Origin of the sequence: Pseudomonas sp. GM55 (assembly GCF_000282395.1) — a bacterium.
GTDB classification, from domain to species: Bacteria; Pseudomonadota; Gammaproteobacteria; order Pseudomonadales; family Pseudomonadaceae; genus Aquipseudomonas; species Aquipseudomonas fluorescens_CC.
Genome location: NZ_AKJJ01000032.1, coordinates 1 through 21,650 on the forward strand (window position 1 = coordinate 1; position 21,650 = coordinate 21,650).

The window sequence follows — 21,650 nt, forward strand, 5'->3', positions numbered from 1 at the left end:
AGTGAAACGATGCATCGCCGATGGTAGTGTGGGGTTTCCCCATGTGAGAGTAGGTCATCGTCAAGATTAAATTCCGAAACCCCTATCTGCGTACGCAGGTAGGGGTTTTGTTTTTGTGCGTGAAAAAACAGGGCTGGCTGTTGCACATTTTGCACAGTTATTTTCAGTTCATGGCACTAGAATAGGGCCAACTTTTTCAGACTCAGAGCCTTTATGCCGGATCCGGTTGACGCCCAAGGGCTGTCAGAATTACCGCTAGACAATCTGGTTGCCTGTCATGAGTGCGACCTGCTCATGCGTAAGCCAGAACTCGCCCATGGCGAAAAAGCCCTGTGCCCGCGCTGTGGCTACGAGCTTTATGCCAATCGCTACAACGTCGTACAGCGCAGCCTTGCCCTGGTTATCGCCGCCCTGTTGTTGTTTATTCCGGCGAACTTTTTACCCATCATGCAACTCAATCTGCTCGGGCAATCTTCGCAAGACACGGTCTGGAGCGGTGTTGTCGCGCTTTTTGACACAGGCATGCAAAGCGTTTCAGCGATCGTGTTCCTGTGCAGCATGGGGATTCCGCTGCTCAAGCTACTGTGCCAATTGGCCGTATTGTTGAGTATCCGTTTTGATGTCGGACGCAGCTACGGCTTGTTGCTCTATCGCATTTATCACCATATACGCGAATGGGGGATGCTCGAGGTTTACTTCATGGGCGTTCTCGTAGCGATCGTCAAGCTGGCAGATATGGCAGCAATCACCGTAGGCCTCGGCCTGGCGTGCTTCATTGGATTGTTGTTGATTCAGGTCTGGCTGGAAGTCGTGATGTCGCCTCACCAGATCTGGCAAGCGTTATCAGGAGAGGATGCCCATGCGGGCGATTGATGCAGGCATTCTGATTTGCAAGGAATGTCATGAATTGAACAGGCAGGAAGCTGATACCGATGAGCAAGTCTGTACGCGCTGCGGAGCGCTGGTGCATGCCCGCAGCCCGAACAGCCTGGTACGGACCTGGGCATTGCTGATTACCGCCGCCATTCTCTACATACCGGCCAATTTGTTGCCGATCATGACCGTGAACTCCTTGGGCAAAGGTGCGCCCAGCACGATCATGGCCGGTGTGATCGAGTTGATTCACTACGGCATGTTCCCCATTGCGGCCGTGGTGTTTATCGCCAGTATCATAGTGCCCACCTTCAAGCTGGTCGGCATCGCCTTGCTGCTGTTTTCCGTGCAGCGTCGTCAACCCCTTTCGGCTCGCCAGCGTATCTGGATGTACCGCTTCATCGAGTTCATCGGCCGCTGGTCGATGCTCGATATCTTTGTGATCGCCATCCTGGTGGCGGTCGTCAATTTTGGACGGCTTGCCAGCATTGAAGCCAATCTTGGCGCCATCGCTTTCGCCACTGTGGTGATTCTGACGATGCTTGCCGCCGTAACTTTCGATCCCCGACTGATTTGGGATAACACGGAGTCGGACGACGACCATGACTGATTTGCCCGTAGCGAAAACCCGACCGGCCTCCAACTGGTCTGCCATTTGGGTGTTGCCCCTGATCGCCTTGATCATCGGTGGCTGGCTTGGCTGGCGTGCTTACAACGAGAATGGCATCGAGATTCAGGTGCGCTTTGAAAGCGGTGAAGGCATTCAGGCCAACAAGACGGAAGTCGTCTACAAGGGCATGTCGGTCGGCAAGGTCAAAAGCCTCAAGCTCGATGACGAGGGCAGTTCCAAAGGCGTGATTGCCAGCATCGAAATGAACAAGGACGTAGAGCAATACCTGCGAACCAGCACGCGTTTCTGGCTGGTCAAGCCGAGCGTGACGCTGGCCGGTATTACGGGCCTCGAGACGCTGGTTTCGGGTAACTACGTTGCAATCAGTCCGGGCGAGGGTGAACCGGTTCGCAAGTTCAAGGCCCTGGCACAGGAGCCACCGCTCTCCGATGCCCAACCGGGTCTGCACCTGACCATCAAGGCTGATCGCCTGGGTTCGTTGAACCGTGGCAGCCCGGTGTTCTACAAACAGATCAAGGTCGGGCAGATCAAGAGCTACGTACTCTCCGAAGATCAGAGCACTGTTGAGCTCAAGGTTTTCATTGAACCGACCTACGCCAAACTGGTGCGCAAACACACACGCTTCTGGAACGCCAGCGGCATTAGCATCGATGCCAATCTGTCCGGTGTGAAAGTGCGCAGCGAGTCGTTGGCCAGCATCGTCGCCGGGGGTATTGCGTTCGCTACGCCTGAAAACCGCAAGGACAGCCCGCCTACCGATCCAAGCCTGCCGTTCAGGCTCTATGAAGACTTCGATGCGGCGGCGGCCGGTATCCGGGTCAAGGTCAAGCTCAGCGACTTCGAAGGCTTGCAGGCCGGTCGTACGCCGGTGATGTACAAAGGCATTCAGGTCGGCAATCTCAAGGCGCTGAAGGTCGATCCCGATCTGTCCGGGGCCACCGCCGAATTGACGATGGACCCGTTGGCCGAAGATTACCTGGTGGAGGGTACGCAATTCTGGGTGGTCAAACCGTCGATTTCCCTGGCGGGGATTACCGGCCTGGAAGCGCTGGTCAAAGGCAACTACATCGCTGTGCGTCCTGGCGACAAGGGCTCCGCACCGCAACGCGAATTCGTGGCGCGGCCGAAGGCACCACCGCTGGATCTGCGCGCGCCGGGCCTGCACCTGGTGTTGTTCACTGAAAACCTTGGTTCGCTGGAAGTCGGCAGTCCGGTTCTCTACAAGCAGGTCAAGGTCGGTTCGGTACAGAGCTATCAGTTCTCGCGAACCAAGAAGCAGTTGATCATCGGCGTGCACATCGAGAAAGAATACGAGGATCTGGTCAACGCCTCGACACGTTTCTGGAATGCCAGCGGCATCACGCTCACGGGCGGACTGACCGGTGGGATTCAAGTCAAAAGTGAATCGCTGCAAAGCTTGATGGCCGGCGGTATTGCGTTTGAAACCCCGGAAGCCAAGGCGCCGCTACAGAAGCGCATTCCACGCTTCCGCTTGTTCGCCAGCCATGACGACGCCACGCAAAAAGGCGAAGTCATCACCATCAGGCTGGATCGTGCGGATGGCTTGCGTACCGGCACTCCGATTCGTTTCAAGGGCCTGGATGTCGGCAAGGTGGAAGGCGTTGATCTCAGCGAGGACCTGCAATCGGTGCTGCTGACCGCGCGGATTACGGAAGTGCCGGAGCGCATCGCCCGGGTCGGTAGTCAGTTCTGGGTGGTCAAGCCTGAGCTGGGGTTGATCAAGACCTCCAACCTCGAAACCCTGGTGACCGGGCAATATATCGAGGTGCAACCGGCGCCGAAGAATTTGGGGCCGCAGAAGAACTTTGTGGCTTTGGCCACTGTGCCGGAAACGGCCAAGCAGGAAGCGGGATTGAGCCTGGTGCTGAGCGCTGCCCGTCGCGGTTCGCTGAAGGCCGGAGTGCCGGTGACGTATCGCGAAATCACAGTGGGCAAGGTGACGGGTTATGAGTTGGGTCAGACAGCTGATCGTGTCCTGATCCATATTCTGATTGAGCCGAAGTACGCGCCACTGGTACGCAGCGGCACCCGGTTCTGGAACACCAGCGGATTCGACTTCGATGTCGGTCTGTTCAGGGGGGCAACGGTGCGTACTGAGTCCCTGGAGACGATGATTCAGGGCGGTGTCGCCTTTGCCACGCCGGACGGCGAGCGCATGGGCGGCCCGGCGCAACCGGAGCAGACGTTCGCGCTGTTCGACAAGTTCGAGGATGAGTGGTTGACCTGGGCGCCGAAGATTTCCCTCGGTAAATAGTCTGAGGGTTATGTGGCGTCAGTGATGACGCCTTCGCGGGCAAGCCCGCTCCCACAGGGTTCTTGGTTGGTCACAAATATTGTGTACACCCAATCTCCTGTGGGAGCGGGCTTGCCCCGGGCGGCGTTCCGACGAAGAGGCCCTGAAACTCACTGAAAGTCTTCAGTAGTGCCCACAAAAAGGCCGCGATCCATTGGATCGCGGCCTTTTTCATTGCCTTCGACTCAAGCGTCAGACCGCGTCCAGCTCCGGTTCATCCGCTTGCTCGTTGCTCGTCGCCTTCACCTGGTCATGACGACGGATGTACTTCCAGTCCGCTTCATCGATGTAGATCCCGTTCGGCCCGCTGCCGCCTTCCAGGTCGATGGCGACACTGGCGCAGACCTGCGGCTTCACGCTCGCCAGGATCGGTACGAAGCCCAGTTGCAGGCTGGTTTCCAGCAAGGCGGCCTGGTTTTTCTCATCGATGTCCGCCGCCTCGTCGAGGTAGTACGGCAGGCGCACACGACCGGCCTGGTCACGGTCCATCAAGTGCAGCAACAAGTACATGTTGGTCAGGGCCTTGATGGTCATGGTGGTGCCGTTGGACGCCGCGCCGTCGATGTCGGTGTGGATCACCGGTTGGCCGTTGACCTTGGTGATCTCGAACGCCAGTTCGAACAAGTCCTTGAGGCCGAGCTGGTTGTGGTTGGCGGCCACCAGCCGCGCCAGGTATTCCTTGGCCTCTTCGTTCTTGTTGTCCTGCTCGGCACTTTGGCTGAGGTCGAAGACCGACAGGGTTTCGCCTTCCTCATACTGGCCGGCGCTGTGGATGATCTGGTCGATGTGCTTGAGCGCTTCCTTGTTCGGCGCGAGCACGATGCGGAAGCTCTGCAGGTTGGAGACCTGGCGTTTGTTGATCTCGCGGTTGAACAGTGCCAGCTGGTGTTCGAGGCTGTCGTAGTCGCTGCGGATGTTGCGCAGGGTCCGGGCGATGTCCGTCACCGCGGCACGGCGAGCCTTGCCCAGGGTCAGGGCTTCGTCGGTACGGTGCGCATAGGCGTTGATCAACAGTTGCAGGCGACGCTCCATATCGTCTTCGCTGTCGAACTTGGCCACGCCCTTGAGGCGCACCTGGGCGTACAGCGCTTCGATCTGGCCATCGGCCCGCAGCAGGCCTTGCCAGCTGTCCTGATAGTCATTGAGCAGCGGCAGCAGGTTGTCCATGGAATCGTCGATCGGGTCCATGAACGGTGTGCCGAACGGCAGGTCTGCCGGCAACAACTGACGGCGGCGCAGGGCGTCGTCGAGGGTGCGTTGCTTGGCCTCCATGTCGCCGATCTGCCGGCCGACCAGTTGCAGCTTGGCCGACAGTTGCTGGACGCGCTCGGTAAAGGCATCGCTGGAACGCTTCAATTCTTCCTGCGCGGCTTCCATCTGTGCCATCTGTTCCAGCTTGTCGCCTTCTTCGGCGCTCAGGGTTTGCGCGCGACGGAAATCTTCCAGGGCTTTCTGCGCATCCAGCACTTGCTGGTACAGCACTTCGGTCTGGGTCTTGCTCGCGGCGCGGTCGGCAGCCACGGCAGCTTGAGTTTTCAGTTGCTTGAGTTCTTTTTCCAGGCGTTCTTTCTGGTCGCGCAGGGCTGCGCGGTCGGCCAGAGCCTGCAACGCCGGTGGTTCGATGTGCGAGATGTCGATGGACAGACCCGGTACTTCGAAGCGTTCGCCTTTGAAACCGTCGAGGATCAGCTCCACGGATTTGACCCACTCGCCGTCGTCGTCAAGGGTGATGCCGTGTTCACCCAGCGGCAGGCTGAACAGTGCGCTGTTGAACAGGCGCATCAGACGTTCGACGTCTTGCTGCGAAAATTCTTCGCGCAGGCGGGCGTAGCTGTTGTTATCGGCGTGATCGAGTTGCTGCTTGACCGACTTCAGGCGTTTTTCCAGGTCGCGCAGGCGCTCGTCCAGGTCTTCGGCGCTGAACTGGCGGGACTGTGCCAGCGCACCGGCCAGTTCGTCGTGGGCGTCCTTGGCGGCCAGCAGTTGCTGTTCCAGCACCTTGACGTCATCGACCAGGGCAAAGCGATGCTTGAGTACGGACAATTCGCCGAGCCAGCGCTGGATGCCGGTGATTTCCCGCTCCAGGCGCATCAGTTCCTGAGTGCCTCCGCGCTGGTCGTTTTGCAGGGCATCCTGCTCGTTGCGGTAGTGTTCGGCCTGAATGGTCAGCTCCTCTTTGCGCGCACTGGCGTAGTCCGACCAGGTGCCGAGCAAGGAGTCGAGCAGGGGTGAGATCCGGTGCAGTTTGCCGCGCAGGATGTCGCGTTGCTTCACGCCGTTGGCCAGGGCTTCGACCAAGGGGCCTGCGGCCACCAGCGAGTTGTAGTCCTGCTCCATGCGTCGTACATCGCGGAACGCTTCTTCGCACGCGGCAATGTAATCGACACTGCCGGAGCGCAGGCTGTGCTCGAAGGCATCGAGGAACAGTTGCTTGAGCTTGGCTGCGGTGATTTCGCGCATGTGCAGCAGGTTGATGAACAGCGCGCGGAAGGTCTTCAGGCTTTGCTCGCTGGTGGAGCGCAGCGGGATCAGCGTCAGGTCCAGCGGGATCGAGGTGTGGCCACCGACCAGCAAACGGCGCAGTTCATCCGGCTTGAGTTCGTAGGCCTTCAGGCCTTCGCGTTCAAGGTTGGTGAACAGTTCTTTCTGGCGCAGGCAGGTGTCGTTCTTCTGGTAGTGGGCCAGGTCCAGTTTGCCGGCGTAGGCAAAGAACTGGTGACCGAAACCACCGCCCGGGCCGCGACCGACCACACCGATCACATGGGGGCCGTGGGGCAGGTTCACTTCGACCAGGATGTAGCTGGTGTCCGAGGCGAAGTAGAAGCGCCGGGATTGTTCCAGGCTGTACTTGCCGAAGCTCATGTCCGACATGCGCGCCAGGATCGGGAACTGCAAGGCGTTGATCGAGGCGGATTTACCGAGGTTGTTTGCGCCGTACACCGACAGTGGTTCTTCCAGCGGGAACAGGCCAAGGCTGTAGCCGGCGGTGTTCAAAAGGGCAAAGCGGCGGATGCCGTAACGTTCCTTGCTCATGCGTCGAGCTCCTGTTCTTCGGCGATGGCGCGGGCCAGGGCGTCTTCTTCGCTTTCATCTGCAAACTCCGCCAAGTCGAGCGGGTCGTCGGTCTGCAGCAGTTTTTCGTCGCTGTCTTCGTCGATCAGCACCGGTACCGGCAATGGCAGGACGCTGTGCAGGCTGGCGGCCAGATCGCGGTCCTGCTGCACCGACAGGCACACATCGAGGAAGCGGTGCATCGGCGGCAGGAAACGGTAGACGCCGTTTTCTTCGCTGGCGAAACCGAGCTGGGTCATGCGGCGCATGATCTTTTCTTCCAGTTCGTCCTGGGTCTGTACTTCGGCCTGGATGAACAGGTCGCGGTATTTCTCCAGCAGCGACGGCAATTCATCACGCCCCAGGCTGCCGCCGTCGAGCACGGCGATCGGATCGCGGCCCTGATCGGCCAGGTGCTCGACGAGGATGAAGGTGAACAGCGCCAGACGCTGGGCGGTCTTGTTCACTGCCGCTGCCGCGAGGTCCGGCACAAAGTAGTAGAAGCCGCGGGTGTCGCAGACCAGTTCAAAGCCCAGGGCCTTGAACAGCGTGCGGTACTGGTCCTGGAAGTTCGACAATTGTGCGTACAGCTCCGGATCGCGGCGGCTGACGTGGTAACCCTTGAACAGCTCGCGAAAGATCGGCGCCAGTTGGGACAGTTCGGAAAGATCAAGATGCATTTGGGATGCTCGCAGAATTCTCGGCGGCGTCATCGCTGACCGAGAGCAGGGCGAAGGAGCGCAGGCTGACCTGATGCTCGTGAGTATGGTATTCGCGACGTTCCAGACGCTCGCGAGTGAAGCGTTTTTCCCGCGACAGGCGCGAGAACCAGTACAGCAATTCGTCGGTGGCGCCGTCCGGTTCCTGCTCCAGCAGCCAGGTCATCAGGTCCGGCATCGGCAAGGCGTCTTCGCAGCGTTCGAGCATTTCCCGAACCGTGCGCGGCGCCCGTGGTGCATCGCCGCCCTTGTGGGTCTTGTGCGCCTTGGGGAAACGCGCCGGTTTCGGTTCGAAACGCGCCAGGGCATAAACGTAGGCCTCGACCTGACTGGCACTGCCCAGGAAGGTGCTTTGCGGGCGGGTGAACATCGGCATTGCCGCTTGTGGCACCGCGTCGAGGCCCTTGCGACGGATCATCGACAAGGCCAGTGCCGCGCCACGGGTCACGGCGTTGTGCCGGCGGGCTTCTTCACGCAGCGGCAACAGCAGTTCGCGGGCATGACGCAGGGTCAGCTGGGCGCTGGTCTGCATTTCGAGGATGCGCGCGTGGGTGCGCAGCAGCATGTCGTCGTCGACCAGGTGGCCGAGGCGTTGCTGTTCGCTGAGCATCTTCAGCAGAACGGTTTCGACCTTGCGCACGCCTTGTTCGAAGGCGCCGTCGGCATTCACCAGATCAATCATCGGCTCGACGTATTCATCCCAGGTCGCCAGCACTTCAGCGTAACGCTGGCGCAACGGAATCTGCCGGTCGCTGGTTTTCGCCCGTTCGGCGACGGCCACCAGTGCCTGTTCGTCGTTATCGAGTTTTTTCAGCACGTCACGCACGCGCATGTCGAGCAGGCGCAACTGGCGGGCGAGGTCATTGCCGTCGCGGATATCGAACGCGTCCTGGATATAGCCGGCCAGACGCTCCAGATGGCGCAGGTAGGCTTCGATCTCCAGGCACAGGCCCAGACGGTGTTCACGGCGCAGATAGGCGAGGAAGTCGTGAATCTGCGCATTGAGCTCGAAACGGTTCGGGCTTTTGGCCACGGGAACCAGGATGTCGAGGCGAATCCACACGTCGAGCAGGCTGGTAATGTCCTGCGGCGTACTGTCGAGTTGCTGGGCGGCCAGTTGCGTGCGCAGTTCGTTCAGGCTCAGTGTGCCTTGGTCGAAGTGCTCGCACAGTGGCTCCAGAAGTGCCCAGTGTTCAGCGAGGGCGCGCAAGACGCGCTTGGGTTCGATCATCGGAATGGCCGGCTGGTTGGCGATTAAAAGCCGCGATTGTACTGCATCGGGGGCAATGCGATTCACTCTCGGGACGGACTGTCGCCTTCTTTTCGGTAAGGTGCATCGATCAACTGCGGGCGATCTTCAGCGAACGGCGGTAGAATCAGCGCACTTTAGTTATCCACAAGTGGCCGACCTTTGCTTATCGAGTCCCGTCGTCGCGCTTATCTGGCCGCCATGCAGGTGGTCAACTGGCTGCCGCGCACCGAATTGCCCTTTGCTGCGCCGTCGCGGCCCGAACTGCTGGAGATGCCCGAGCCGGTTATGGTCGCGCCTGTCGTGCCGGCTGTCGTGGCTGAAACGCCCGTAGCACCGGTGGTCAAACCGGCCGAGCGGGCGAAGATCGAGGTGCCGCGGCCGTCGCTGGCAAGCACGCGCACCGGTGCCAAACCGGTGGAAGAGGCCGAAGAGGCGCCCGTCGTGGTCAAGGCGCCAGTCGTGCCGCCCCCGCGTTTCGCCCTGCAATTGCTGCGGGCCGGGCGCTGCCTGCTGCTGGTGGAGTTACCCACAGGCGAATCCTTCCAGACTCGTGATCCTGCCTACCTGCTGCTCAAGGACATGTTGCGCGCCGCCGGTCTGCCGGACAGCCCGCAGATCGTCGGTGAACCGGTACGCTGGCCGTTGCTGGTGCGTGGCACGATGGATCAGGGGCCGGAAGCCGCACGGGACTTCGTACAGGGTTTCCTTTCTGTGCGGATGGAAGAAACGCCATTCGCCTGCTTGTGGCTGATTGGCCTGCCCGCGGTGCGGTTTGCCGGTGAAGCGGATGCCGGGGCGTTCAATCGCGAGTTGCAGATTGAAGGACTGGGCGCGGCCTGGGCGGTGCCGGGCCTGGAATTATTAATGGAAGAGCCACAGCGTAAGGCTGATGTCTGGCAAGCCATGCGTCGGCTGATGGCGCGCTGGAAAGAATCGAATGAGTGACGCTGTATCGTTTCGCCCGATGACCGAGGCAGACCTGGAAGCTGTACTGAAAATCGAATACGCGGCCTACAGCCACCCGTGGACTCGCGGGATTTTCCTCGATGGCCTGGGCAAGTATCAGATCTGGCTGATGTTCGAAGGTCAGCAACAGGTGGGCCACGGTGTGGTGCAGATCATCCTCGACGAGGCGCACCTGCTGAACATTACGGTCAAGCCGGAAAACCAGGGCCGTGGCCTGGGGCTGACTTTGCTTGAACATTTGATGTCGATTGCCTACAAGGCCGACGCCCGGGAGTGTTTCCTGGAAGTGCGCGACAGCAATACCGCAGCGTTCAAGTTGTATGAACGCTATGGCTTCAACGAAATCGGTCGTCGGCGCGATTACTACCCGGCGGTGGGTGGGCGCGAAGATGCGGTGGTCATGGCCTGTACTTTGGTGGACTAAGGCTTCAAAAGCATCGCGAGCAGGCTCGCTCCCAAAAGGTTTTGTGTCGCACCGTAATCTTGTATACGACACTGAACCCTGTGGGAACGGGCTTGCCCGCGAAGGCATTCTTTCAGGCACTGAAAATCAACGCTTTTTGTCCATCGGATCCTGCCGCGCCAGCTCTGCCTCATCCAGACCATTGCCGCCACCAATGTCGTCCTCATCGACAACGCTCAAGTCCCAATCCGCCTGATGACCTTCACCGGCTTCGCGGGCATCCCGCGCGCCATCTTCAAGAATCAGGGTTTCCGGGCTCATGTCGTCGTCAGTGGGTTCATGGTCATCGGTCGAGACGCCGGTCATGGCCGCTTCAAGCGCGCGCTGATGGAGCATATGCTGCCCACGCTGGTTCTCCGGTAATTCATCACCGATCCTGGCGCCGGGTTCTTCTTTGTCGAAATCCAGCTCATGCACCGAACCCATGCGGTCTTCGTTATCATCGATGGGCTCCGGTTGCACCGCATCGTACGGACGTCGTGAATCAGTCATGGCAATTCCTCATACTGTGGGCCTTACTAGGGTGGACTCACCGGACACACGAGAATTCCAACGAAAACACTTGCGGTTCTTGCGTGACCCCGACGGGCGGTCGTCTGTCAAAGCAGCGCATCTTTCTTGAGGCCTTACAGCATGCACGACTTACAAGACCTGATTGATAACAACGAGCGTTGGGCTGACGCGATCACCAAGGAAGACCCGGATTTCTTCGCCAAACTGGCCCGCCAGCAAACGCCTGAGTACCTGTGGATCGGCTGTTCCGATGCCCGGGTGCCGGCCAACGAGATCGTCGGCATGCTGCCCGGCGATCTGTTCGTACACCGTAATGTGGCCAACGTCGTGCTGCACACCGACCTTAACTGCCTGTCGGTGATTCAGTACGCAGTCGACGTGCTCAAGGTCAAGCACATCCTCGTCACCGGCCACTATGGCTGCGGCGGCGTGCGCGCCTCGATGCAGGATCGCCAGTTCGGCCTGATCGACGGCTGGCTGCGTTCGATTCGCGATCTCTACTACGAGAAGCGCGAAGAACTTGCCAAACTGGCCACCGAAGAGGAACAGGTCGACCGCCTCTGCGAACTCAACGTGATTCAGCAAGTGGCCAACGTCGCCCATACCAGCATTGTGCAAAATGCCTGGCACCGCGGGCAGAGCCTGTCGATCCACGGTTGCATCTACGGCATCAAGGACGGTCGCTGGAAAAGCCTGAACACCACCATCAGCGGCTTCGAGCAATTGCCGCCGCAGTACCGCCTGCGTCCGATCGATCCACAATAAAGCCCGTCAATCGCGGCTTCGCCGACGCCAGTGTTGCAGAAACGCCTGGCCGTCGGCGTTCGGCGATTCGTCGTAGCCGGTAATCCAGCCACGGCAATCGTATGAGCCGCACTGGCAGGCGAACTGGCGTTGCAGTTTGTCTTCGGTGGCGGCGAAGTCCATGGTCAGCCAGTCACCTTTGCTGATGTCCTTCAGCGCCCATAACCACAACTCGCTCATGTCGAGAAAGACATTGGGGTCGCAGGAGTGTCGCAGCAGTCCGCAGAAGCGCGGGTCATAGACATGCACGCCCGGCGCGAGCTGGCGGGTATGGCGGCAGCGATAGGGCAGCAAATGCCCCGACGCCCGGCAGATACGGGTGATTCGCGGGAATTCGCGTCGTACCGCAATGGCAGTGGCCTGGCCGTTGGCGTTTTCAATGATCTCGAAGTCGGCCAGGGACGGAAATCCCATGCGAACGGGCAGCTTCGAAAAGGGGTAAACACCTTGCGGTGGTTGTGGATATTTTCCTTGAAGGGCGTGAGCGCTCATAACGATCCTTGTCGGCTGGGTGCTGCGACTTCCATCGGCTGACGATCCTGTCAGTCCTGCAGCACGTGGGTACGGCCCAAGCCTCTCGCAGAAATCGCGAGAGGTCTACTGTTATAACTGACAGGTCGACTGCCCGCAATCGGTTTAAAACGGTGGAGCGGGCAGGGCAGTGGCTGGCACTGGCGCCTTGAGCTGTTTGAGCTGCAACTGAATCGCTGCCGTCGAGCATTTGGCCGCTGCCTGGCCAGGCGTCAGGTCGCGAATCGAGGTGTAGAACAGCTCGCAGGTTTTTTCTTTCTCGGCCACTTGCCAGGTTTGAGTGCAGGTTTTCAGCTCGACATCAGCATTGCTGTCCGGTTGGCGGCCCATGACGGCCTGCCAGCACGCAGCGCTCAAATCCTGGCCCATGACTTTCAGGCCCGCCGCATCGGCCTTGGCCTTGGCATCGTTGCCGGAATAGTTCGCCGGGTCGGCGGCGTACCAGATGTAGCTCGGGTGGTTGGAACCCAGCACCCGCACTTTCATCCCGTCACTCGGGCTGATTGTCGCCAGACCCAGCACGTTCACGGTCGAGCCGTATTGTTGTTTGATCCAGTTACGCACCGGTGCGCCGAAGGCGACCATCGGCAATGTTTCACCGCTGGAGTGCAGGCTGACATTCTTGACCATGGTGGTCTGGTAGTCGTTGAAGTAGCTGTAGACGCCCTCCAGGTCTTTGCCTGCGTTGGATGGGGCGGCGATAGGGGCGATGTCGACAATGGTCTGAAAGGCTGGCGTCTGCTCGGCCGGGATGCCGTTGGCGGTGAGCAGCGTGGCCCAGCGATCCGTAGTGGCGGACTTCAGGTAATCCTGAGCCTGAGTCAACGAATAGTCAGGCGGGAAGTGCAACAGCTCGACACTTTTGCGGTTCTCCAGGGCCATGCCCAGCGGCAGGAACAGGTACCAGCTATACGCCCACTTGCCGTCGGCATTCAGTTTGCTGGCTCCGTTATAGGCCAGGTCACCGGCATCGAGCAGTGCTGCCAAAGGTTTTTCATAGCCATTGGGCACGCCGATGATTTCTGCGTGCAGCTGACCATTGTCGGTTTTGACCAGAACCTTCGCGTCGCCGTAGCCATCGCGCTGCACGCTCTGGGTCAGGTAATGCTCGACGGTTTGCTCAAGCGTCCAGTTGCGAAAGCAGATCACGTTGCAATTGTTGGGGTAGGCGAAGAGGCGGGTAACGCGTTCGGTAGTGCCGAGCTTCAAATTGGCATCGGCGTGGGCGGTGGTGCTCAGGGTGAGGGCTGCGAGGGTGAGTGCCGCGAGTTTGAACATGCTCAGATCCTTTTCAGCGTATTAAGACCAACAGATACTGAAACAGACGGGGCGGAACAAAAAGGGCCGATATCAATACCGGCCCTTTTTCATGGTTACGGCATGACCGGCGGCAAATACGCCAGCGTCGTCCCCAGTGCCCACAACAACACTAGCACCAGTGGCGTGTGCACCAGCAACTGCACGAAGGAAAAGCCGATCAGGTCCCGGGCCTTCAACCCCAGCACGCCCAGCAACGGCAGCATGTAGAACGGGTTGATCAGGTTCGGCAAGGCTTCGGCGGCGTTGTAGATCTGCACAGCCCAACCCAGGTGATAGTTCAGATCGTTGGCCACCTGCATCACGTACGGTGCTTCGATGATCCACTTGCCGCCACCGGACGGAATGAAGAAGCCGAGGATCGCCGAGTACACGCCCATCAGCAGGGCATAGGTGTCGTGGGAGGCAATGCTGACGAAAAAGGTCGAGATGTGGTGCGCCAGGGTCTGCGCATCGGCGCCTTTGACCGTGGTCATCAGTGCGGCGATCGAGCCGTACAGCGGGAACTGGATCAACACGCCGGTGGTGGTCGGCACCGCACGGGCCACGGCGTCAAGAAAGCTGCGTGGGCGCCAGTGCAGCAGGGCGCCGAGCATGATGAACAGGAAGTTGTAGGTGTTCAGCCCGGAAATCGCACTGATCGCCGGTTTGGTCGAGAACTCGTGGAACAGCCAGCCACCGGCCAGCAGCACCAGCAGGATCATCAGCAGTGGGCTGTATTCCAGCCATTCGCCGGGACGGGTGCGCGGTTGCAGCGGCGGCAGGTTGAAACTCGGGTCGACGCCACAGGCCTTGGCGTCACGCGCCGAATTCGGGCCGGGGGCAGTCGCGTAGGCAATGATCAGCGAGATGACGATCAAGGCCAGCAACATCACGCCGGACTGCCAGAGAAAGATTGTCTGGGTGAATGGAATCACCCCGGTGATCGACAGAATCGATGGCGGCAGGCTCGCCGGGTTGGCCTGCAACTGTGCGGCCGACGACGACAGGCCCAATGCCCACACGGCACCGAGACCCAGATAGGCGGCGGCACCGGCGGCGCGATAGTCCATTTTCAGATCGGTACGACGGGCGAGGGCGCGCACCAGCAGGCCGCCGAAGACAAGCGACAGCCCCCAGTTCAGCAGCGACGCGACCATGGAAATCAGGGCGACCCAGGCCACGGCAGAGCGGCCGTTTTTCGGGATTTTCGCCAGGCGATCGATCAGCTTCACCGCTGGCGGCGAACTGGCGACCACATAACCGCCGATCACCACGAAGGCCATCTGCATGGTGAAGGGGATCAGGCTCCAGAAGCCATCACCAAAGGCCATGGCGGCATCGGTGGGTTTGGCTCCCATCGCCATGGTGGCCAGGGCCACGATAATCACCGCCAGGGCGGCAAACACCCAGGAGTCGGGGAACCAGCGTTCGGCAAAACTTGAGCAGTGCAGGGCAAAGCGGGCGGAGCGGCTATCTTCGATCTTGGCGGCCACGGAGGGTACCTCGGATTTTTATGATTGTTGTGGTCTTCGGGGCAGCAGCGGCCCGTCTGGACAGGCGCCAACCTTAATTCAAGCCGAGGATTTTTGTGGGGCTGTTTCGTGGCTATGGGACTTTGGTCTAACGGGTTGTTCGCCGGTGCATTTGCGTAGACCATGGGCGCCTTGGTTTTTGCCTGTGCCAGAGTTCTTTTCATGACTAACACCGATTCGCGCCCGGCGCCGTTCAGCCGCTCGGACTACAAGACCCTGGGGCTCGCCGCCCTCGGCGGGGCACTGGAAATCTACGATTTCATCATCTTCGTGTTTTTCGCCCTGACCCTCAGTCAGTTGTTCTTCCCGCCGGAAATGCCCGAGTGGCTGCGCCTGCTGCAAAGCTTCGGGATCTTCGTCACCGGTTACCTGGCGCGACCGTTGGGCGGCATCCTGATGGCGCACTTCGCCGACCGCCTGGGGCGCAAGAAAGTCTTCAGCCTGAGCATCCTGATGATGGCGTTGCCCTGCCTGCTGATCGGGATCATGCCGACCTACGCGCAAATTGGCTATTTCGCACCGTTGCTGCTGTTGGCCCTGCGCATCCTCCAGGGCGCGGCGGTGGGCGGCGAGGTGCCCAGTGCCTGGGTATTCGTCGCCGAGCACGCGCCCATCGCCCATCGTGGTTATGCCCTGGGTTTCCTGCAGGCGGGGCTGACCTTCGGCTATTTGATCGGTGCATTGACCGCGACCTTCCTGGCGCAGGCATTCACTCCAGCGGAAATCCTCGATTACGCCTGGCGTTACCCGTTCCTGCTCGGCGGCGTGTTTGGGGTGATTGGCGTGTGGCTGCGTCGCTGGCTCAGCGAAACCCCGGTGTTCATGGCCATGCAGGCGCAACGCGAAGCGGCCGGCGAACTGCCGCTGCGCACGGTCTTGCGCGAGCATCGCCTGGCCATTTTGCCGGCGATGATTCTCACCTGTGTGCTGACCTCGGCCGTAGTGGTGTTCGTGGTCATCACCCCGACCATGATGCAGAAAACCTTTGGCATGACCGCCAGCCATACCTTCGCCTTGAGCGCGCTGGGCATCGTGTTCCTGAACATCGGCTGCGTACTTGCCGGGCTGCTGGTCGACCGCATCGGCGCCTGGCGCACGGTGATGCTCTATAGCCTGCTGCTGCCGCTGGGCATCGGCGTGCTGTATGCCTGCCTGATCATGGGCGGCGACTGGATCGGCCTGGCCTATGCCGTGGCAGGGCTGGCCTGCGGGGTGGTCGGCGCGGTGCCATCGGTGATGGTCAGTCTGTTCCCGGCGCGAATTCGTGTCTCGGGCATCTCGTTCACCTACAACATTGCCTACGCCGCGTGGGCGAGCATCACACCGCTGTTGTTGATCGGTCTGATGCCGTGGAGCCCATGGATCTGTGTGATGTTCAGTGCAGTGATGGGGGCGGTGGGTGTGGGCAGTGCGGCGTACTTCGGTGTGCGGATGCCGAGAATCGCCGGCTGTTCTGCCGCTGGCGCGCATTGATCGGGTATGTCGTAACTATTTTTTGCAGGACAAGCCTGAAGCACGCTTAAGAAAATGTTTCCAAGGCCGATGGTTAGGCTGCATATCGCTTTCTACCCCTGTCCATCGGTGCTTTCCCATGTTCAATAAACGCTTGAAGCAGGAGCTGTCGGCTCTTCGTGAAGAACTCTCCAGCCTCCAGCAAGTGAAGGAAAGTCTGGAAAGCGAGATGCTGGTGTTGACCCTCGACAGCGACGGGCGGGTTCAGTCGGTCAACCAGAACTTCCTTGGCGAGATGCACTACAAGAGTGCCGACCTGATCGGCCGACACATCGACGACTTCGTCCCGGATCACGTCAAATCCGATGAATTCCAGTTGCGTTTCAAGAACGCGCTGACCCGTGGCGAGCACTTCGCTGGCGCGGTGCGCCTGTTGCGCGGTACCGGCCAGGAAGCGTGGTTGCGGTCGATCCTGCAACCGGTGCGCTCGGCAGATGGGCGGATCAAGCAATTTTCGATCTTCTCCAGCGACCTGACCCGCACCATCGAGGCCTCCCGCGAACACGAGAACCTGATCGGCGCACTGGTTCGCTCCACGGCAGTGATCGAATTCGACCTCAACGGCAACGTGCTGACCGCCAACGACCGCTTCCTCAGCGGCATGGGTTGCAGCCTGGCGCAGATCAAGGGCAAACATCACCGCACCTTTTGCCTGCCTGAAGAGTACAACAGTGCCGAGTACCAGAACTTCTGGCGTCGCCTGAACTCGGGTGAATACGTCGCTGGCCGTTTCAAGCGTGTCGATAGCCACGGTCGTACGGTCTGGCTGGAGGCTTCCTACAACCCGGTGGCCGATGCCAACAACAATCTCTACAAAGTGGTGAAGTTCGCCACGGTGATTACCGATCAGATCAATCAGGAGCAAGCCGTCGCCGAGGCCGCCAACATCGCCTACAGCACTTCGCAGCAAACCGACCAAAGCGCCCAGCGCGGTAATGCCGTGGTGACTCAGGCCGTGGACGTGATGCGTGACTTGGCCAGGCATATGCAAACCGCTGGCGATGGCATCGAAGCCCTGAACGAGCAGTCGCTGGTGATCGGTACCATCGTCAAGACCATCAGCGGCATCGCCGAGCAGACTAATCTGCTGGCGCTCAACGCGGCCATCGAAGCGGCGCGTGCGGGCGAACAGGGTCGAGGGTTCGCCGTGGTGGCGGATGAAGTCCGACAACTGGCTTCGCGGACCAGCCAGGCCACCGACGAAATTGTCCTCGTGGTGCGGCAGAACCAGGAAATGGCGCGCAACGCCGTGGCGCTGATGACCGACGGCAAGCTTCAGGCCGAACAGGGCCTGGCGCTGGCGGCGGAGGCAGGTACGGTGATTGTCGAGATCCAGGACGGCGCGCAGAAAGTGGTCGATGCGGTGGGGCAGTTTGCCAACCAGTTGGCGAGTTGAGTCCAGCGTTCAGCTCGAAGCCTGAAAAGATCGCCATCGGCGATCTTTTCATTTCAGCTGGTTTTATCCCGTTACAATCGGCTCTTTCCCCCAGGAGCAGACTTCCATGAGCGTTTCCCACCGCCGTCCGGTTCCCTTGTCCAAGGCTTATCGTCTGCTCAATCACGGCCCGACCGTGCTGGTCAGCGCAGCCCACGGTGGTCAGCGCAATATCATGGCGGCAGCCTGGGCCATGCCGCTGGATTTCGAGCCGCCGAAAATTGCCGTGGTGCTGGACAAGTCCACCTGGACTCGCCAGTTGCTGGAAGCCTCGGGCACGTTTGTGCTGAACGTTCCTTGTGCTGCCCAGGCTGACATTGTGCAAACCGTCGGTTCGACCTCCGGCCTGGAACTGACCCAGGGCCAGGGACGCGACAAGTTTGAAACCTACGACTTGCAGACGTTCGCCGGCCAGGCGGTCGATGCGCCGATGCTCGAAGGCTGCGTGGCCTGGCTGGAATGTCGCCTGTTGCCGGAGCCGAACAATCACCAGCAGTACGATCTGTTTCTGGCCGAAGTGATTGCCGCCCAGGCTGACGAACGCGTGTTCAGCGAAGGCCGCTGGCACTTCGAAGGGCAGAATGCGTTGCGCACCTTGCACCACGTGGCAGGCGGGCACTTCTTGACCATTGGTGACCCGGTGGACGGCAGGACCTTGCAGCCTTAAGGTTTCGACTATTCGAGTTGTAAGCACATTCACCAAGAGGCCAGGCGATGAGAAAACTGCGTGTAGGGATAATCTTTGGGGGCCGTTCGGCCGAACATGAGGTGTCGCTGCAATCGGCGAAAAACATCGTCGATGCGCTGGATCGCTCTCGCTTCGAACCGGTGCTGATCGGCATCGACAAACAAGGCCACTGGCACCTCAACGATCCTTCCAATTTTTTGCTGAACCAGGAAAACCCGGCGCTGATCGCCCTCAACCAGTCCAATCGTGAACTGGCCGTGGTGCCGGGTAAGGCCAGCCAGCAACTGGTGGAAACTACCAGCCAGGAAATGCTCGGCCACGTCGATGTGATCTTCCCGATTGTCCACGGCACCCTCGGCGAAGATGGTTGCCTGCAAGGCTTGCTGCGCATGGCCGATTTGCCGTTTGTCGGCTCCGATGTGCTCGGCTCTGCCGTGTGTATGGACAAGGACATCAGCAAGCGCCTGCTGCGCGATGCCGGCCTGGCCGTGACGCCGTTCGTGACATTGACCCGCGCCACGGTGGCTCGCACCGGGTTTGCCGAGGTGCAGGGCAAGCTGGGCTTGCCGCTGTTCGTCAAACCGGCGAACCAGGGCTCCTCCGTGGGCGTGAGCAAGGTCACCGATGAGGTCGAGTACGCCGCTGCCGTGGAGCTGGCGTTAAGTTTCGATACCAAGGTGTTGATCGAGTCTGCCGTCAACGGTCGCGAGATTGAATGCGCAGTGCTCGGCAATGAAGAGGCCGTCGCCAGTGGCTGTGGCGAGATCGTGGTGCACAGCGGGTTCTATTCCTACGACAGCAAGTACATCGACGACAAGGCGGCTGAAGTGGTGGTGCCGGCCAATATCAGCGTCGAGGCCAGCGAGCGGATCCGCGCCCTGGCCGTCGAAGCGTTCCAGGTACTGGGCTGTTCCGGCCTGGCTCGCGTCGATGTGTTCCTGACCGACGGCGGCGAAGTGTTGATTAACGAAATCAACTCGCTGCCCGGCTTCACCCGCATCAGCATGTACCCGAAACTGTGGCAGGCCACCGGCATGACCTACAGCGAACTGGTGACGCGACTGATCGAGCTGGCGCTGGAGAAGCATCAGGTTCGGCAGGGGTTGAAGATCAGTCGATAAGTGCGCTGCTGATTTTCGCTTGCTCATAAACAAAAGGGCCTACCCACTGGTAAGCCCTTTCTCACACCTGCGTACGACTCAATCCCCCAACGCTTGCCCCTCGCGCCGCGGGTCGGCACCTCCCGTCAGCGATGCTTTGCCTTGGGCGTCCTTGACCCGAACAATCGCCTGGGTGCCGCTGGTCATGTCGATTTCGCTCACGCTATGCCCTTTGTCTTTCAGCGCTTGAATCAGCGCGGGGCTGAACTGTCCCTGTTCCAGTTCGGTCGGGCCGTTGCGGCTGCCGAAGTTGGGCAGGTTGATGGCGGCTTGTGCGTCGAGGTTCCAGTCGAGCAGGCCGATGGTGGATTTGGCGACGTACTCGATGATTTGCGAGCCACCGGGGGAGCCTACAGTGGCGAGGAATTCGCCGCTCTGGCGGTCGAAGATCAGGGTCGGGGCCATGGATGAGCGCGGGCGTTTGCCGGGTTCGACGCGGTTGGCGACTTTCTGCCCGTTCTCCTCGGGAATGAACGAGAAGTCGGTCATCTCATTGTTGAGCATGAACCCCTGAACCATGATGTGGGAGCCGAACGCCGACTCGATGGTGGTGGTCATCGATACGGCACCGCCTGCGTCATCGACGGCCACCACTTGCGAGGTGGAAATCCGCAGCGGCGAACGGTCCGGCGCGTAGGCCACCCGGATGCCCGGCGGGGTGCCGGGCTTGGCCGTGCCCATGCTGCGTTCGCCAATCAGGGCGGCGCGGCTGGTGAGGTAAGCCGGGTCGACCAGGCCCTTGACCGGCACGGGCACGAAGTCGGTATCGGCGACGTACTGTGCTCGGTCGGCGTAGGCCAGGCGTTCGGCTTCCGAGATCAGGTGCACGGCTTGCGGGGCGGGTTCGATGCCGGCCGGGGTGGTGGTTTTGAGCGGTTTCAGCGGCGCCAGCGCCAAGCGCTTGTCGCGAGCCTCCAGGGCTTGCAGCGTGCCGAGAATCTGCGCCACGGCGATCCCGCCCGACGACGGCGGCGGCATGCCGCAGACTTGCCAGCGCTTGTAGTCGGTACACAGCGGTGCGCGTTCCTTGGCCTGATAGTTGGCGAGGTCGGTCAAGGACAAGCTGCCGGGGTTGGCGTGCCCTTGAACTTTGGCCGCGATTTCCTCGGCGACCGGGCCTTTGTATAGGGCATCGGGGCCTTCATGGGCGATGCGTTGGAACACGGCGGCCAGCGCCGGGTTCTTCAGGATTGTGCCAACGGCTTTCGGGCTGCCATCGGCATTACGGAAGTAAGCCATCATTTCCGCTGAGCGCGGCATGGATGAGTCCGCGGCGATCAACTGGTGCAGACGTGGCGAAATGGCGAAGCCTTGCTCGGCGAGCTGGATGGCCGGTTCAAACAGCTGCGCCCAGGGCAGGCGCCCATGTTTTTGATGGGCCAGTTCGAGGGCGCGCAGTACGCCCGGCGTGCCCACCGAACGACCACCGATCTGTGCCTGGGTAAACCCCATCGGTTGTCCGTTGGCTTGCAGGAAAAGCTTCTCGGTGGCGCCGGCCGGGGCGGATTCACGTCCGTCGTAGGTGCGCACGGCTTTGCCATCCCAGAGTACGATCAATGCGCCGCCGCCGATGCCCGAAGACTGTGGTTCGACCAGCGTCAACACCGCTTGCATCGCAATCGCGGCATCGATGGCCGAGCCGCCCCGGCGCAGCATCTCCCGCCCGGCTTCGGCCGCCAGCGGATTGGCCGCCGCTGCCATGTATTTGTCGGCGTGCTGGGTACGCAAGTCGGTGCGGAACCCGGAAGCGCTTTCCGGAGCGAGCGGTAATGTCGGTACCGAAGCGTTGTGGCACGCGGCCAGGGTCAGGGCACTGGCGAGCAGAACCAGGGCTGGCAGGTGATAGCGGCGAAAAGGGATGGCTGAAAACACGTGGGGCACTCCGTCCGTTGGATCTACGATCAGTG

General features: G+C 60.5%; 17 protein-coding genes and 2 pseudogenes. 11 read left to right on the forward strand and 8 right to left on the reverse strand.

From position 1 onward, the window contains the following. The first annotated feature begins 213 nt into the window (after positions 1 to 213). Genes PMI31_RS04810 through PMI31_RS04820 form a run of 3 tightly spaced genes read left to right on the forward strand, consistent with a single transcriptional unit; the run spans position 214 to position 3,779 of the window. Positions 214 to 873: a paraquat-inducible protein A gene (locus tag PMI31_RS04810; RefSeq protein ID WP_008016579.1), complete on the forward strand. Its 660-nt coding sequence runs from the start codon at positions 214 to 216 to the stop codon at positions 871 to 873. Then, positions 860 to 1,483: a paraquat-inducible protein A gene (locus PMI31_RS04815; RefSeq protein WP_008016580.1), complete on the forward strand. Its 624-nt coding sequence runs from the start codon at positions 860 to 862 to the stop codon at positions 1,481 to 1,483. The genes PMI31_RS04810 and PMI31_RS04815 overlap by 14 nt, the downstream gene beginning before the upstream one ends. Continuing rightward, on the forward strand, positions 1,476 to 3,779 hold the full coding sequence (locus PMI31_RS04820) for a PqiB family protein (protein WP_008016581.1): 2,304 nt from the start codon (positions 1,476 to 1,478) through the stop codon (positions 3,777 to 3,779). Before PMI31_RS04815 ends, PMI31_RS04820 begins: the two co-directional genes overlap by 8 nt. Positions 3,780 to 4,010: 231 nt before the next feature. Here the strand turns inward: PMI31_RS04820 and mksF are convergent, their stop codons facing one another. Genes mksF through mksB form a run of 3 tightly spaced genes read right to left on the reverse strand, consistent with a single transcriptional unit; the run spans position 4,011 to position 8,819 of the window. Then, on the reverse strand, positions 4,011 to 6,851 hold the full coding sequence (mksF, locus tag PMI31_RS04825) for an Mks condensin complex protein MksF (RefSeq protein WP_008016583.1): 2,841 nt from the start codon (positions 6,849 to 6,851) through the stop codon (positions 4,011 to 4,013). Beyond that, positions 6,848 to 7,549 carry an Mks condensin complex protein MksE gene (gene mksE, locus PMI31_RS04830; protein WP_008016584.1) on the reverse strand — a complete coding sequence of 234 codons (702 nt, stop codon included), beginning with the start codon at positions 7,547 to 7,549 and terminating at the stop codon, positions 6,848 to 6,850. Before mksE ends, mksF begins: the two co-directional genes overlap by 4 nt. Next, positions 7,539 to 8,819, reverse strand: coding sequence for an Mks condensin complex protein MksB (gene mksB / locus PMI31_RS04835; protein ID WP_008016585.1), 1,281 nt, complete (start codon positions 8,817 to 8,819; stop codon positions 7,539 to 7,541). Before mksB ends, mksE begins: the two co-directional genes overlap by 11 nt. 219 nt (positions 8,820 to 9,038) lie before the next feature. On the opposite strand from mksB, the gene PMI31_RS04840 reads away from it, so the two are divergent. Together PMI31_RS04840 and rimI are read left to right on the forward strand one after the other, a co-directional pair. After that, a complete protein-coding gene (locus tag PMI31_RS04840) occupies positions 9,039 to 9,785 on the forward strand; it encodes a hypothetical protein (RefSeq protein WP_008016586.1) in 747 nt (248 codons plus the stop codon). Then, a complete protein-coding gene (rimI, locus tag PMI31_RS04845) occupies positions 9,778 to 10,230 on the forward strand; it encodes a ribosomal protein S18-alanine N-acetyltransferase (RefSeq protein ID WP_007981794.1) in 453 nt (150 codons plus the stop codon). Before PMI31_RS04840 ends, rimI begins: the two co-directional genes overlap by 8 nt. Before the next feature lie 126 nt (positions 10,231 to 10,356). Here the strand turns inward: rimI and PMI31_RS04850 are convergent, their stop codons facing one another. Beyond that, a complete protein-coding gene (locus tag PMI31_RS04850; RefSeq protein WP_008016587.1) occupies positions 10,357 to 10,761 on the reverse strand; it encodes a hypothetical protein in 405 nt (134 codons plus the stop codon). 141 nt (positions 10,762 to 10,902) lie between these two features. Here PMI31_RS04850 and can point away from each other — a divergent pair, with 141 nt between their 5' ends. Continuing rightward, on the forward strand, positions 10,903 to 11,547 hold the full coding sequence (gene can / locus PMI31_RS04855; RefSeq protein ID WP_008016588.1) for a carbonate dehydratase: 645 nt from the start codon (positions 10,903 to 10,905) through the stop codon (positions 11,545 to 11,547). Between the two features lie 6 nt (positions 11,548 to 11,553). Here the strand turns inward: can and PMI31_RS04860 are convergent, their stop codons facing one another. From PMI31_RS04860 to PMI31_RS04870, 3 genes are all read right to left on the reverse strand, one after another. Beyond that, positions 11,554 to 12,078, reverse strand: coding sequence for a hypothetical protein (locus PMI31_RS04860; RefSeq protein WP_008016589.1), 525 nt, complete (start codon positions 12,076 to 12,078; stop codon positions 11,554 to 11,556). 144 nt (positions 12,079 to 12,222) lie between these two features. Further along, complete coding sequence (locus tag PMI31_RS04865; protein WP_008016590.1) at positions 12,223 to 13,395, reverse strand: hypothetical protein; 1,173 nt, start codon at positions 13,393 to 13,395, stop codon at positions 12,223 to 12,225. 95 nt (positions 13,396 to 13,490) lie between these two features. Continuing rightward, a complete protein-coding gene (locus PMI31_RS04870) occupies positions 13,491 to 14,909 on the reverse strand; it encodes a short-chain fatty acid transporter (RefSeq protein WP_008016592.1) in 1,419 nt (472 codons plus the stop codon). A 201-nt stretch (positions 14,910 to 15,110) separates the two neighbouring features. On the opposite strand from PMI31_RS04870, the gene PMI31_RS04875 reads away from it, so the two are divergent. From PMI31_RS04875 to ddlA, 5 genes and pseudogenes are all read left to right on the forward strand, one after another. Further along, positions 15,111 to 16,421 carry an MFS transporter gene (locus tag PMI31_RS04875; RefSeq protein WP_008016594.1) on the forward strand — a complete coding sequence of 437 codons (1,311 nt, stop codon included), beginning with the start codon at positions 15,111 to 15,113 and terminating at the stop codon, positions 16,419 to 16,421. 208 nt (positions 16,422 to 16,629) lie between these two features. After that, a pseudogene (locus tag PMI31_RS31785) lies at positions 16,630 to 17,268 on the forward strand (PAS domain-containing protein); the annotation flags it as partial. Between the two features lie 150 nt (positions 17,269 to 17,418). Then, a pseudogene (locus tag PMI31_RS31790) lies at positions 17,419 to 17,856 on the forward strand (methyl-accepting chemotaxis protein); the annotation flags it as partial. Between the two features lie 106 nt (positions 17,857 to 17,962). After that, positions 17,963 to 18,562, forward strand: coding sequence for a flavin reductase family protein (locus PMI31_RS04885; RefSeq protein WP_008016597.1), 600 nt, complete (start codon positions 17,963 to 17,965; stop codon positions 18,560 to 18,562). 47 nt (positions 18,563 to 18,609) lie between these two features. Beyond that, complete coding sequence (gene ddlA, locus PMI31_RS04890; RefSeq protein ID WP_008016598.1) at positions 18,610 to 19,704, forward strand: D-alanine--D-alanine ligase; 1,095 nt, start codon at positions 18,610 to 18,612, stop codon at positions 19,702 to 19,704. A 78-nt stretch (positions 19,705 to 19,782) separates the two neighbouring features. Here ddlA and ggt read toward each other — a convergent pair whose 3' ends face one another. Then, positions 19,783 to 21,615 (reverse strand): gamma-glutamyltransferase, encoded by a 1,833-nt coding sequence (gene ggt, locus PMI31_RS04895; protein ID WP_008016599.1) that lies wholly within the window; start codon positions 21,613 to 21,615, stop codon positions 19,783 to 19,785. Positions 21,616 to 21,650 lie beyond the last annotated feature (35 nt).